This window comes from Streptosporangium sp. NPDC048886, assembly GCF_055586905.1.
The window spans coordinates 18,890-32,047 of the sequence record NZ_JBVJHH010000073.1; the positions used below are offsets into that span (position 1 = coordinate 18,890).

Sequence of the window (13,158 nt, forward strand, 5' to 3'; positions counted from 1 at the left end):
AGGCGGAGGATGTTGTGGTCCCCCTGTCCTCGCCGTCCCGGCCAAGGTGTTGACGCCACACCAGTCGGACGCGACTATCCCGCACCGCTCCACACCTAAATGTCTCTGTGATGTTGCAGTTCGGTCACGCATGTGCCAGTTCGAGGCCATACGTCTACCGGCTTGACCAGCCCGTGCCCACAGGCACACTAAAAACGGACACAAAGGTACATGTAGGACGCGAACGGTCACGCCAAAGTACCTCCGTCCCACGGGTGCTTGCATCCATTGCCCCCGCACGACCTCCGGCTGGGCTAACGTTGACCCCGTCGCAGGGGGACCGGAGGTTCGCAGGCGAACCGCACAATTGCCCTGGAACCTCTTCCGCGGAGATCCCGTCCAATGTGTGCGGCGGACCACCGCCGTAGGCACTTCAACCACTCGCATCCAATAGAGTCCTTGCCATGAGCCAGCCGGAATCCGCGATCGCGGACGCCCAGGCGGGCGGCCCGAATAACGGCACCCCTGACAAGGGGCAAGAGCCGCTGGCCAAGCTCGCCGAGCGTTACGGACTTCGGCGTGCCATCGCACGCCCCAGTCTGCCCGTCTACCTGCGCCAGTTGTGGGAACGACGGCACTTCGTCATGACCTACGCGACCTCGCGCAACGTCTCGAAGTACAGCAACTCAGCCCTGGGTCAGCTCTGGCAGGTCCTCACCCCCCTGCTCAACGCCGCCATCTACTTCCTGATGTTCGGCCTGATCCTCGGCGCGAGCAAGAACATCCCGAACTACCCGGCCTTCCTCATCACCGGGATGTTCGTCTTCACCTACACGCAGCGCTCGGTGAGCGGCGGCGCCAAGGCGATCTCCGGCAACCTGTCGCTGATCCGCGCCCTGCACTTCCCCCGGGCCGCGCTCCCGCTCGCCTACACGATCCAGGAGTTCCAGCAGCTCCTGATCTCGATGGGCGTGCTGTTCGCGCTGGTGCTGATCACCGGCGAGCCGATCACCTGGTTCTGGCTGCTGATCCCGGTGGCCCTGCTGCTGCAGACGATGTTCAACATCGGCGCCAGCCTGGTCCTGGCCCGCGTGGGAGCCACCGCCCGCGACCTGAACCAGCTACTGCCCTTCATCACGCGCACCTGGCTCTACGCCTCCGGCGTGTTCTTCTCCATCGAGGAGAAGATCGTGGACCCGGTCCACGGGGCGGGCCTGCCGCAGTGGGTCGCCGACGTCATGTACTTCAACCCGGCCGCCGCCTACATCGAGCTGATGCGCGACCTGCTCATGCAGCACACACAGCAGGCCATCCGGCCATGGGTCTGGATCGTCTGCGTATTCTGGGCGTTGTTCGCCCTGATCGGTGGCTTCTGGTACTTCTGGCGAGCCGAGGAGAAGTACGGCCGTGGCTGAGTTGACCGAGGAGCTGTCCAGCGTGAAGGCCGAGGAACCCCGCGTCCCCACCAAGGACGTCAGGGTGCACCCCAACCCGGACCCCGTCGGCAACAGCCGTACGGGCACTCCGACGGTCATCGTGGACGACCTGCACATCATCTACCGCGTGTACGGCGCGGCCACCGACGCCGAGAAGGGCAACGCGGCCAACGCCCTCATGCGGCTGCTCAAGCGCCAGGGCAGGCCGCAGATGAAGGAGGTCCACGCCGTCCGCGGCGTCTCCTTCGTGGCCTACCACGGCGACGCCATCGGCATCATCGGCCGCAACGGCTCGGGCAAGTCCACCATGCTGCGCGCCATCGCCGGACTGCTGCCGCCCCACTCGGGCGCGGTCTACACCGACGGCCAGCCCTCCCTGCTCGGCGTCAACGCCGCGCTGATGCGCGAACTGACCGGCGAGCGCAACATCGTGCTGGGCTGCTACGCGATGGGCATGAACCCCGCGCAGGTGAAGGACAAATACGAGGAGATCGTCGACTTCTCCGGCATCGGCGAGTTCGTGCAGTTCCCCATGTCGACCTACTCCTCCGGCATGGGCGCCCGGCTCCGCTTCGCCATCGCCTCGGCCAAGGCCCACGACGTGCTGCTCATCGACGAGGCCCTGGCCACCGGCGACCGCGACTTCAAGCGCAAGAGCCAGGAGCGCATCAAGCAGATGCGCGACGAGGCCGGCACGGTCTTCCTGGTCGCGCACAACCTCGACGTGATCGAGGAGACCTGCAACCGGGTCATCTGGCTGCACAAGGGCAAGATCAAGATGGACGGCGACCCCAAGACGGTGCTCGCCGCCTACAACAGCGCCTGACGGCACGCCAGGGGCCGCCGCGACCCTTCCGTACGGCGAGGCGGCCGGGCGGCCCACGACGTGTCCGCGGCGCGGGAGCCGCCGCCTGCGAGATCCTCCGGCGGCGGGGCAGGATGGGAGCGACCGACAAGACGCTCCTACCGGAGGTGAATCGTGTCCCCACGGCCACCGATCCCATATGACTTCCTGCCCCAGGTCCCCGCGCTGACCGTCGAGAGCGACGACGTCCGCGACGGCGAGACGCTGTCCGAGGCCCACGTGTTCGACGGCTGGGGTGCGACCGGGCAGAACATCTCACCGCACCTGCGCTGGTCGGGGGCCCCCGAGGGCACCCTCGGCTACGCGGTGACGTGCTTCGACCCCGACGCCCCCACCGGCAGCGGATTCTGGCACTGGCTGCTGTTCGACATCCCGGCCGAGGTGACCGAACTGCCCGCCGGGGCGGGCGGTGCCGGCTCCGGCTTCGGCGTGCACGGCCGCAACGACTACAGCACCAACGCCTACGGCGGCGCGGCCCCGCCTCCCGGCTGGCCGCACCGCTACATCTTCGCGGTGCACGCCCTTGATGTGGACAAGCTGGGCGTGGACGCCGACACGCCGCCAGCCGTGGTGGGCTTCAACATCACCGCCCACACCCTGGCCCGCGGATACATCGTCCCGGTGTACGAGGTCTGAGGGCGGGCGGCCAGGTGTGGCGGTCGCGGCGCCGGAGCACGGCGGACCGGGCTCCGGCGCCCGTCACCGGAGCCCCCGCTCCTCAGCCGGGTCGCCGGTGCGCCTTCGGCGACAATCACTGACATCGTGATCGGCACTCCGCTATGATTCGAACGTTGTTTCGATCTTAGGAAGCCGTCATGGAGTGGGGGCGCGCGATGCGAGAGCTGTCGACCGCGATCGACCACCTGGCCACAGAGGACCCGTCCGAGATTCCCCGTCTCCAGCTCACCGAGCAACTCATCGAGCTGCACTGGCAGATGGCCAGACTTCAGGCCCAGATCGCCCGGCGCACCTCGGTGCGGGAGCCGGGCCTCTGAGACCAAGGAAGACCGGCCGGTGCGCACCGGCCGGTCTTCCTGTCACCGCGGATGTCCGGCTCCGTGGCGGACATCCCGTGCAGGCGCGGATGCCCGGCTCGGCAGCGGGCCCCGCGCGCCGTCACGGCCGTCCGGCGGCGGCGGGGGCACCCCACGCCGCCGCGTCCGCCCCGGCGCCGCCGCGGTTACTCGGCGGCGGCCCTGGTGGCGCCCATGGTGCTGTCGGCCACGGAGTGGACGGTCTCGGTGACGGCCCTGGCGCCCTCCCCGGTGGTGTTGCCCACCAGCGGGGAGATCTCGTCACCGGAGGCGGAGCGGACGATCGGGGCGACGGCCCCGGCGACCGGCGCGGCCTCGGCCGGCGACAGGGTGCCCACCAGCGGGGCGAGGGTGCCCGCCCGCTCGGCGCCCTGCGGGACGGCCTGGTTCACCGCGTCGACGAGCCCGCCGACCTCCGGCTGCCCCCCGGTCAGCCCCTGGACCGCCGTCGCGGGGGCCTGGCCCGCCTGACGGGCCTCGGCGGCCCGCACGGCCGCGGCGGCCAGGTCGCCGAAACCGTCGGCGCCGTCGACCAGCATCTCCTCCCCCGTGGTGGAGCCGGTCAGCGGGCTGTCGAGGGCGATGCCGTCCGGCGAGACGCCGACGAGGTCCTCAACGGCGTCCGAGAGCGTCCCGAGCAGGCCGTCGACGCCGTCGTCGCGCCGGTCGGCGGCGAGGCCACCGAAGGGGGCCTGACCGTTGAAGGGGGCCTGACCGTTGAAGGGGGCCTGACCGCCTCCCAGCTCGATCCGCGGGTCCCGGCCGCCCCCCAGGGAGATCGGCCGGTCCTGCCCGTAGGACAGGGCGGACAGCATGTTCCGGCCGTCGAGCAGGCCGCCGGTGAGCCCCTCGACCGCCATGGAGACGTCCTCGGCCGCGTCCCGGCCGTCGAAGACGTCGCGCGCCTGCGCCTGGGCGGGGGCGCAGACCGCCGCCGCGAGGCCGAACGCCGCCACGGCCACAGCCGCCTTGATGACTCGCTTCATGATTGCCTTCCCAGCTTTGTAATCGGCACGCTTGATTTCTTGGAATCGTCAGGAAAAAGCGGGCCTGAGACCCGGTATCACCGGCGGGCGCGATTTGGAGGGCTACACGAAACGCGCCGGCCGGAAGCTGCATCGGCATTTGTATCACCGCCCCGAGCGGCCCCCAAGTCCGCCCGCGATGATCGGATCTTCCTTGCGGGCCGAGGCTGGGACCCCAACAGAGCAGCGCCGGGCGGGCCCTGAGACCTGCCCGGCGCTGCCGGTATATGTGGAAATAGTCCTGCGAAGGATTACGCTCCGCTCATCCTTATGCCACAAAACCACTGGGACCCGGAGCACATTTTCGCGCCGCCGGCGACGGGAAACCGGGAAAGAGGCGGGAAAAAGAGTCCGCGGGTCACGGCGTCAGATTTTCCGGTTGCCGGGCACCCGCTTGACCGAGCGGATCAGGCGGACAGCCGCCGGGGGGCCGCCACCGGCTCGAAGGGTCCCGCGGACTCGGCGGGCCCGGAGAGGTCGGAGAGTCCGGAGAGGGAGAGTTCGGAAAGTTCGGCGGGGTCGAAGGGGAAGCGCTCGGCGAACGCCGGCCGGAGGTCGGTGAGCCAGGTGGCGGTGGGGTCGTACCGCGCGAAGAAGGGACGTCCGACCAGCTCGGGATCGCGCGCCTGGATGAGGTGGAGCACGAAGACCTTCTGCCCGGCGATCTCGGTGACGCCGTCCACGCAGACCTTGCCGGGCGTGGCCGACATGGAGGGGCCCCGCACCGTGCGGCACAGCCCCGAAACGCTCGCGTACGCGTCCCTGAAGATCTCGTAGGCCCGGGCGAGCGGGACCGCGAAGTAGTCCTGCGGCCCGGTGTCCCGTTCGATGAACATGTAGTAGGGCACCATGCCCATCGTGAGCTGCCTGCGCCACATGGACGACCAGATGCCGGGGGCGTCGTTGACCGTCCTGATCAACGGCGCCTGGGTCCTGATCACCGCGCCGGTGGCGAGGATCCCGGCCACGGCGGCTTCGGCGACGGGCGACTCCATCTCCCTCGGGTGGGAGAAGTGCGCCATGAAGGCCAGGTTCTTGCCCGCGTCCACCACCGAGGCGAACAGGCGCAACGTGTCGTCGGCATCGGGGTCGGAGACGAACCGCTGCGGCCAGTAGGCCAGCGACTTGGTGCCGATGCGGATGGATTCGAGCTGTTCCACCTCCAGCAGCGGCTCCAGGTAGCGGCGGAGCACCGGCTCACTCATGATCATCGGATCGCCACCGGTGAACAGCACGCTGGTCACCTGGGGGTTGTCCTTCAGGTAAGCGATGAGGTCGTCGATGTCGTCGGAGGCGAACTTGAGGTCGGGCTCGCCGATGAACTGCGCCCACCGGAAGCAGTAGGTGCAGTAGGCGTGACAGGTCTGCCCCTGCTTGGGGAAGAAGAGCACTGTCTCTGGATATTTGTGCTGCATGCCGGGCACCGGCTCCTGGCCGATGCGCGGGACGTTGAGGTCGAGCTGTCCGGCCGGGTGCGGGTTGAGCCGCATCCTGACCTCGCGTGCCGCCGCCTGGATCTCCGCGTTCGGCGCGCCCGCTCCCAGGAGACCTGCGAGTCTGGTGACGTCCGGCTCGGGCAGCATGTCCGCCTGGGGGAAGACCAGACGGTATATGGGGTCATCGGGTATGGCCGACCAGTCGATGAGCTGATCCACCACGTAGGCGTTGGTACGGAAGGGCAGCACGGTCGCCACCGCTCTGATCCGGAGCCGCTCCTCGTCTCCGAGGCCCGCCCGTCGCAACAGGTCGTCCAGATGCTTGGCGGTGTAGGCCCGGAACCCCCGAGTAGAGCCTTCCTTCAAGATCACTAAGCCTTTCCTCCGATTTTTGTCGATCTACACGTAAACCTCTCCAGCCAGTCGCGCGTCTACCGCGCTTATATATCCGGACGTAGTCAACCCTGCGGCCGGTTCCACTCATCAGTAAGTTCCCAGGTAAAGTTCCTATCGCGATATATCTCGACTAGACGTACAATCCCCTCATGACCCCCCGCGACTCCGCTCCGCCGAGCGCCTCCGTCTCGGTCTCGCCACGCCCCCGTGTCCCCGCCCTGCGCGCCTCCGACGCCGACCGCGACCGGGTGGCCGCGGTGCTGGCCGAGGCACTCGCCACCGGCCGGCTGACCAGCGTCGAGCACGCCGACCGGCTGCAGGCGACCTACGACTCGGTGACCGTGGACGACCTCGTCCCGATCACCCTCGACCTGCCCGACGTCACCGCCACCGGCAGCGGCCCCGCCACCGTCCGGCAGGAGGTGAGCGCCGTCTTCAGCAAGGTCCTGCGGGGCGGGCGCTGGATCGCCGGCCGCCACACGACGCTGAACGCCACGTTCGGCGCGCTGATCGTCGACCTGTCCGACGCGGTGCTCCCCGGCCGTGAGATCACCCTTGAGGTCAACGCCTACTGCGGCAAGCTGATCGTCCGGGTCCCCAAGAACGCCCACGTCATCGACGAGGTCAGCGCGCTGTTCGCCAAGCGGCACATCTCCGGCGACCTCGGCGACGCGGGTGGCCCGGTCATCCGGGTCGTCGGCCGGACCACCTTCGGGAAGGTCGTCGTCGCGCGGGAGAGGAGCGACTGGAATCTCCCCGACAGGCCCTGATCCCCGGTTGACCCATCCGGTGCCGGCCCCGCCTACGATGCGGACAAACCATCCCGCACGAGGTGACCGCTTGCCTGATACCGCCCCTCCCGGCGTCATGCCGATCGCCCTGGACGCGATGGGAGGCGACCACGCCCCGGACGAGATCGTGGCGGGCGCCGTCCACGCGGTGCGGGAGCACGGGATCTCCGTCGTCCTCGTCGGCGAGCCCCGTCCCCTCATGGAGGCGCTCGCCCTGCACGACGCGCTCACCGAGATCCCGATCATCCGGGCCGAGGAGGAGCTGGCCATGGACGAGGGCGCCCTCGCCAGTCTCCGCCGCCCACGCTCCAGCATCGCCGTCGCCTGCCATCTCGTACGGCGGGGCGACGCCTCCGCCGTGGTCTCCGCCGGATCCACCGCCGGGATCGTGGCCACCGGAAAACTCCGGCTCCGCAGCCAGACCGGGGTGCTCAGGCCCGCCATCACCGTCGCCCTGCCCACCCGGCCCACCCCCACCGTCCTGCTGGACGCGGGCGCCAACGCCGAGGTGAAGCCGGAGATGCTGGTGCAGTTCGCCCACCTCGGCGCGGCCTATGCGGAGACCGTCCTGGACGTCGCCGAACCCAAGATCGGCCTGCTGACCATCGGCAGCGAGCCGGGGAAGGGCAACAAGCTCGTCAAACGGGCACACGAGCTGCTGTCGGCCGCCCCCGGCCTGAGTTTCGCCGGCAACGTCGAAGGACACGACCTGCTCACCGGGGCCGTGGACGTCATCGTCACCGACGGCTTCACCGGCAACGTGGCGCTCAAGACCATGGAGGGCAGCGTCCGCTACGCCTTCGCCGAGCTCCGCGAGACGATCAACGAGAGCCGCGCGGCCCGGCTGGGCGGGATGCTGCAGCGCAGGCGCGTCAAGGAGCTCAACCAGCGGCTGGACCCCGAGGTCCACGGCGGAGCCGTACTGCTCGGCCTGAACGGCACCGTGGTCATCGCGCACGGCTCCTCGCAGGCCAGAGGGGTGAGCGCCGCCTGCGTGCTGGCCGCCAGACTGGCCCGGCAAGGCGTGGTCGCCCGCATCGGCGAACGCCTGGGCGCCGCCCATCGGCCGCACCGCCTCTGGTGACCGTCGGCCACATCGCCCCCGGGATGGACCACCGCCCGACGAGCCTGGCGCACACCCCCCATGACTCCGGCTGCGCCGCCTGGGAGAGCGGCCTCTCCAGCCGCGCCGCCGGCGGCTTTCAAGATCATGTAATCGCCTGAAATATCGCCGGCTCACGACCGGCCAAACGATACCCTTGGGTCATGACCGACCCGCAGCACGCCCTCACCGAGCGCGTCCAGCAGGCGCTGGCCGCCGCCTTCGGTGCGGACTACGCCGACGCAGACCCGCTGATCCGTCCCTCCCAGTTCGCCGACTACCAGGCGAACGTGGCGATGAGCCTGAGCAAGCGACTGCGACGGGCACCGCGGGAGGTCGCCCAGGAGATCGCCGACCACCTCACCGGCCGCGCCGGCGACACGCAGGGGGAGCACTTCCCCGGCACCGTCGAGGTCAGCGGCCCCGGCTTCCTGAACATCACGCTGTCCGACGACTGGATCACCGCCCAGACCGCCGGGATCCTGGCCGACCCGCGCAGCGGCGTCGCCCGCGTCGCCTCGCCGCAGACCGTCGTGGTCGACTACTCCGCGCCCAACGCGGCCAAGGAGATGCACGTCGGCCACCTGCGCACGACCATCGTCGGCGACGCCCTGGTCCGCGTGCACGAACACGTCGGCAACAAGGTCATCCGGCAGAACCACCTGGGCGACTGGGGCACCCCGTTCGGCATGCTCATCGAGCACCTGCTGGACATCGGCGAGGAGACCGCCGTGGCCCAGCTCGAGGCGGGCGAGGGCAACGCCTACTACCAGGCGGCCCGCGCCAAGTTCGACAGCGACCCGGAGTTCAACAAGCGCGCCCGCACGCGGGTGGTGACCCTCCAGGCCGAAGAGCCGGAGACCATGCGCCTGTGGCACATCTTCATGGACGCCACGGTCCGCTACTTCAACAAGGTCTACCACCAGCTCGGCGTGACGCTGACCGACGGCGACATCGCCGGCGAGAGCATGTACAACCACATGCTCGCCAAGGTCTGCGACGAGCTCCAGGAGCGTGGCATCGCCGTCGTCAGCGACGGCGCGCTCTGCGTCTTCCCGCCCGGCTTCACCGGCCGCGAGGACCAGCCGCTGCCGTTCATGATCCGCAAGAGCGACGGCGGATACGGCTACGCCACCACCGACATGGCCACCATCCACTACCGCGTCCAGGACCTCAAGGCCGACCGGATCCTCTACGTGATCGGGGCGACCCAGGCCCTGCACATGTCGATGCTGTTCGCCTCCGCCAGGATGGCCGGCTGGCTGCCCGACCACGTCCGCGCCGAGCACGTCCAGATCGGCAGCGTGCTGGGCAGCGACGGCAAGATGTTCAAGACCCGCAGCGGCGAGTCCATCAAGCTGCTGCAGCTGCTCGACGAGGCCGAGACCCGTGCCGCCGCCGTGCTCGCCGACCGCGACTACGACGACGCCACGCGCGGCGTGATCGGGCACGCCGTCGGCATGGGCGCGGTCAAATACGCCGACCTGTCGGTCAGCCACGACAGCGAATACGTCTTCGACTTCGACCGGATGCTCGCGCTGACCGGCAACACCGGCCCCTACCTCCAGTACGCCACCGCCCGCATCCGCTCCATCTTCCGCAAGGCGGACACCGACCCGGCCAAGGCGACCGGCCCGATCGTGCTCGGCCACCCCGCCGAACGCGCCCTGGCCCTGCAGCTTCTCGGCTTCGGCTCGATCGTGGAGGAGGTGGCCGAGAGCTCCGTGCCGCACCGGCTCGCCAACTACCTGTTCGAGACCGCGAGCGCCTTCACCACCTTCTACGAGAACTGCCCCGTCCTGAAGGACGACGTCGACCCGGCCACGCGCGCCTCGCGGCTCGCCCTGTGCGCGCTCACCCTGCGCGTGCTGGAGACCGGCCTGAGCCTGCTGGGCGTCCCGGTCCCCGAACGCATGTGAGCTATCCGCCGGATGATCGCCTTGATTCACCAAATCGAGGCGATCATCCGGCAAAATTGGGTTCGGCGCGCCTCCCGACAGGGATGACCGAAGCGCACTACGCTGGCGCGGTCACCGGTCACAACTTCGGAGAGTTCTCTGCCTTGAGCACCGACCTGACCGCGAGTCCCCACATCGGGACGGAGCTGCACCGCTACGCCGAGGCACTCCTGGCGAATCTGACCGCCGACGCAGCCCTCTCCACGGCGCCACCGAAGTTCCCGGATGTGACCGACCACTGGCTGGCCCCGGCGGTCGAGGCCCTCACCCTGCTCATGCGCGGCGAGGACGCGCTCGAGCCGCTCGGCCGCGCCGCCCAGCTCGACGAGCAGCGGACCGCGCTCTTCCTCTGCCTGGCCCTGGCCGTCGCCGGCCGGGGCGACCAGATCCACGCCTCCTGGCTGGGCATCGCCTTCGGCGGGCTGTCGGCCGACAAGCCGGTGACCCACGGCCAGCGTGCACTCTGGCTCGCCGCCGCCAAGGGCGCGTACGGCCCCGCAGGCAAGATCTTCGTACTCCGCAGGCTCGACTCGGTGGCCACGCCCTCGGAGATCGAGCCCGACCGGTGGTTGAGCGCGATGACCCCGCACGAGCCATCGATGATAGTGCCGCCGTCCCTGGTCGACTTCCCCGAGCTCGCCGAGCTCCCCGAACTGGCCGGGCCCGTCCAGGCCGCCGACCAGCTGACCCGCCTGCTCGGCCGCTGCGTCGAGATCACCTCGACCCGGGAGAGCAGCGCCACGGAGCCGACCGGCCGCGTGGGCAGACCCGCCGCCGCGTGGACCGAGGGTGAGCCGCTCGCGGTGCTGCGTCACCTGATCGGCTCAGACGGCGCCGAGAGTCCGACCGACTCGCTCACCGGTCACCTGCTCACCGATCTGCGCCCCGGCTCCGACCCGCACCTGGCCGCCATCGCCCTGCACATGGCCGCGCCGACCGTGCGGACCGCCGCCGAGGGCCTCGTGCTGGCCACCCAGGTGGATCCGCCGGAATCGGTCACCATGCCGCTGCTCGGGCACCGCGTGGTGCTCCGCCCCGAAGGCCCTGACCCCGAGTCCCTGGCCGCCGCCGAAGAACGCATCAGCGTCGAAGGCGTGCCCGTCCGCGGCCGCCCCTGGCTCGCCTACGCGCTGCTCGCCCTGGGCGTGGCAGCCCTGGTGGCCGCGCTCGTCACCCCTGTGACGCTGCCGCTGGCGGCGCTCGCGCTGGCCCTGGTGGCCGCGGGAGGCCACCAGCTCTGGCGTCGGCGCAGGCACGAGCGGGCAGACGCCGAATACGTCACCGCGCAGCTCTCCGAGCTGCGCGAGCTGGCCGACAGCGCCGTGTGGGCGCTGCACGAATACGCCCGCGAGAGCGACAAGCGCGCCCAGACCGCCGCCTCGGACCTGACCGAGCTGACCCGTGTGCTCCGCCGGGGCCCCCGCGCAAGATAGCCGGGACACCGGAGCCGGGAGCACCTCGGCGCCGCCGGCACCCGCCGGGAGCGCCCCGGCGCCACGGAGGACGCCGCAGGGCGCCCGGCCACGGCGCAGGGGCATGGAGCGGCGCGGAGGCATGGGAACGACGAAGATCGCATGCCGCCGGCCGTCCCGGTGACCCGGGATCAGCCGGTGGTGATCTCCACCTCTGCCGGAGCCAGCAGGAAGACCTTCTCCGCGATGCGCTCTATGCGGCCCTCGCAGCCGTAGGCCAGGCCCGCGGCGAAGTCGACCATCCGCGTGGCCTCGGCGGTGCTCATGACGTTGACGTCCATGATGACGGTCTGGCCGTCGCGGAAGTGCTGTCCGATGATCGGAGCGTCGTTGTACTTCCTGGGCGTCAGCATCACGATCCGCGAAGGCTCGCTCATCGAGCGCCAGCGCTTGGCCGCACGCTCCGAAGCGGGCTGCCAGTCCTCGCCCTCGCCTTCGACGTCGTCCTCGTAGTCATAGGACTCGTCGTAATCCTCTGCTCCGCCTAGGCCAAGGTAGGTCGCCACCTTGCGCACTGCCCCCATCGGCTCGTCCTTTCCTCAGGACCACGCCGCATCCGGCTTGTCCTACACCTTGGACGGTAACCGACGCCCAGAAGTTCGCCGCGCGACACGCCCAACGCTTATTCCCACTTTGTACGGCTAGCGCACTGGTTTGCCTGGCCCGCACACCCGCTTTCAGCCGAATATTGTCGATCAGTTAAAATTACGTCATGCACATCTATACGGTCGATTCATTTACCGACCAATTTTCCAAGGGTAACCCTGCGGGGGTCTGTCTACTCGACAATCCGGTTCCGGATGCCTGGATGCAGTCCATCGCAGCGGAGATGAGGCACTCCGAGACGGCCTTCGTGCTTGAAGGGGAAGACGGCGAGCCGTATTCACTCCGTTGGTTCACGCCGGCGACCGAGGTGGCACTGTGCGGACACGCCACCTTGGCCACGGCGCACGTCCTGTATTCCACCGGATCGGCCCCGGAAACCCTTGAGTTCTCAACGAAGAGCGGGATCCTGTCCGTGACCAGGGACGGAGCCGGTCTGATCACCATGGACTTCCCGGCGAAGACGCTCGAAGCGGTGAGCCCGCCGGAGGGTCTGCTGGACGCACTGGGGGGCGTCAGTCCTCTCTGGGTCGGCAAGAACGAGTGGGACTATCTCGTGGAGGTCGAGTCCGAGGAGGCCGTGCAGGCCCTCGCTCCTGACTTCCTCATGCTGGAGAAGGTGGACGCCCGAGGGGTCATCGTGACCGCCCCCGCGTCGCGGTCCGGCATCGACTACGTCTCTCGTTTCTTCGCCCCCAAGGTCGGGGTCCCCGAGGACCCGGTGACCGGTTCCGCCCACTGCGCCCTGGCCCCTTACTGGACGGGCAAGCTCGGCCCCGACTCCCTGATCGGCGCCCAGCTCTCCCAGCGGGGCGGTGTGGTCCACACGACCCTGCGGGGCGACCGGGTCCGGCTGGCCGGGCATGCGGTGACCGTGCTCTCCGGCGAGCTTCACGTCTGAAGGCCCGCAGGGGCAGGCATGTGGTGCCTCGCCCGACCCGGACCGGCCGTCAAGTCCCCGGAAAGCAGGAAAGGCCACCCCCGAAGGGATGGCCTTTCCACAAAAAATTGTCCGGCGGCGACCTACTCTCCCACACCGTCCCCGGTGCAGTACCATCGGC

General features: G+C 69.5%; 12 protein-coding genes. 9 read left to right on the forward strand and 3 right to left on the reverse strand.

The features are described 5' to 3' along the window. The first annotated feature begins 443 nt into the window (after positions 1–443). The 4 genes from ACZ6R6_RS46820 (at position 444) to ACZ6R6_RS46835 (ending at position 3,275) form a co-directional block, all read left to right on the forward strand. Complete coding sequence (locus ACZ6R6_RS46820) at positions 444–1,394, forward strand: ABC transporter permease (protein ID WP_470103735.1); 951 nt, start codon at positions 444–446, stop codon at positions 1,392–1,394. After that, the gene (locus ACZ6R6_RS46825) at positions 1,387–2,241 is read left to right on the forward strand and encodes an ABC transporter ATP-binding protein (RefSeq protein WP_470103736.1); all 855 of its coding nucleotides are present in this window, start codon (positions 1,387–1,389) and stop codon (positions 2,239–2,241) included. Before ACZ6R6_RS46820 ends, ACZ6R6_RS46825 begins: the two co-directional genes overlap by 8 nt. A gap of 153 nt (positions 2,242–2,394) precedes the next feature. After that, a complete protein-coding gene (locus ACZ6R6_RS46830; protein WP_470103737.1) occupies positions 2,395–2,916 on the forward strand; it encodes a YbhB/YbcL family Raf kinase inhibitor-like protein in 522 nt (173 codons plus the stop codon). A gap of 179 nt (positions 2,917–3,095) precedes the next feature. Next, the gene (locus ACZ6R6_RS46835) at positions 3,096–3,275 is read left to right on the forward strand and encodes a hypothetical protein (protein ID WP_306862854.1); all 180 of its coding nucleotides are present in this window, start codon (positions 3,096–3,098) and stop codon (positions 3,273–3,275) included. A 185-nt stretch (positions 3,276–3,460) separates the two neighbouring features. Here the strand turns inward: ACZ6R6_RS46835 and ACZ6R6_RS46840 are convergent, their stop codons facing one another. Together ACZ6R6_RS46840 and ACZ6R6_RS46845 are read right to left on the reverse strand one after the other, a co-directional pair. After that, positions 3,461–4,300 (reverse strand): hypothetical protein, encoded by an 840-nt coding sequence (locus ACZ6R6_RS46840; RefSeq protein ID WP_470103738.1) that lies wholly within the window; start codon positions 4,298–4,300, stop codon positions 3,461–3,463. A 446-nt stretch (positions 4,301–4,746) separates the two neighbouring features. Then, positions 4,747–6,141 (reverse strand): KamA family radical SAM protein, encoded by a 1,395-nt coding sequence (locus ACZ6R6_RS46845; RefSeq protein WP_470103749.1) that lies wholly within the window; start codon positions 6,139–6,141, stop codon positions 4,747–4,749. A 179-nt stretch (positions 6,142–6,320) separates the two neighbouring features. On the opposite strand from ACZ6R6_RS46845, the gene ACZ6R6_RS46850 reads away from it, so the two are divergent. The 4 genes from ACZ6R6_RS46850 (at position 6,321) to ACZ6R6_RS46865 (ending at position 11,455) form a co-directional block, all read left to right on the forward strand. Beyond that, positions 6,321–6,941 (forward strand): DUF1707 SHOCT-like domain-containing protein, encoded by a 621-nt coding sequence (locus ACZ6R6_RS46850; RefSeq protein ID WP_470103740.1) that lies wholly within the window; start codon positions 6,321–6,323, stop codon positions 6,939–6,941. Positions 6,942–7,011: 70 nt separating this feature from the next. After that, positions 7,012–8,046: a phosphate acyltransferase PlsX gene (gene plsX, locus ACZ6R6_RS46855; protein WP_470103742.1), complete on the forward strand. Its 1,035-nt coding sequence runs from the start codon at positions 7,012–7,014 to the stop codon at positions 8,044–8,046. 182 nt (positions 8,047–8,228) lie between these two features. Next, complete coding sequence (gene argS, locus ACZ6R6_RS46860) at positions 8,229–9,983, forward strand: arginine--tRNA ligase (protein WP_470103744.1); 1,755 nt, start codon at positions 8,229–8,231, stop codon at positions 9,981–9,983. 143 nt (positions 9,984–10,126) lie between these two features. After that, positions 10,127–11,455 carry a hypothetical protein gene (locus ACZ6R6_RS46865; protein WP_470103746.1) on the forward strand — a complete coding sequence of 443 codons (1,329 nt, stop codon included), beginning with the start codon at positions 10,127–10,129 and terminating at the stop codon, positions 11,453–11,455. A gap of 170 nt (positions 11,456–11,625) precedes the next feature. Here ACZ6R6_RS46865 and ACZ6R6_RS46870 read toward each other — a convergent pair whose 3' ends face one another. Further along, positions 11,626–12,018, reverse strand: a complete 393-nt coding sequence (locus tag ACZ6R6_RS46870; protein ID WP_306862840.1) for a cell division protein SepF — start codon at positions 12,016–12,018, stop codon at positions 11,626–11,628. Between the two features lie 188 nt (positions 12,019–12,206). Here ACZ6R6_RS46870 and ACZ6R6_RS46875 point away from each other — a divergent pair, with 188 nt between their 5' ends. Continuing rightward, positions 12,207–12,998 carry a PhzF family phenazine biosynthesis protein gene (locus ACZ6R6_RS46875; RefSeq protein WP_470103747.1) on the forward strand — a complete coding sequence of 264 codons (792 nt, stop codon included), beginning with the start codon at positions 12,207–12,209 and terminating at the stop codon, positions 12,996–12,998. Positions 12,999–13,158: the final 160 nt, after the last annotated feature.

Bases quoted from the DNA above. Each gene is read 5' to 3' on its own strand.
- ACZ6R6_RS46835 (WP_306862854.1), top strand. From the start codon at position 3,096: ATGGAGTGGGGGCGCGCGATGCGAGAGCTGTCGACCGCGATCGACCAC.
- ACZ6R6_RS46820 (WP_470103735.1), top strand. From the start codon at position 444: ATGAGCCAGCCGGAATCCGCGATCGCGGACGCCCAGGCGGGCGGCCCG.
- ACZ6R6_RS46840 (WP_470103738.1), bottom strand. From the start codon at position 4,300: ATGAAGCGAGTCATCAAGGCGGCTGTGGCCGTGGCGGCGTTCGGCCTC.
- ACZ6R6_RS46875 (WP_470103747.1), top strand. From the start codon at position 12,207: ATGCACATCTATACGGTCGATTCATTTACCGACCAATTTTCCAAGGGT.
- ACZ6R6_RS46850 (WP_470103740.1), top strand. From the start codon at position 6,321: ATGACCCCCCGCGACTCCGCTCCGCCGAGCGCCTCCGTCTCGGTCTCG.
- argS (WP_470103744.1), top strand. From the start codon at position 8,229: ATGACCGACCCGCAGCACGCCCTCACCGAGCGCGTCCAGCAGGCGCTG.
- ACZ6R6_RS46870 (WP_306862840.1), bottom strand. From the start codon at position 12,018: ATGGGGGCAGTGCGCAAGGTGGCGACCTACCTTGGCCTAGGCGGAGCA.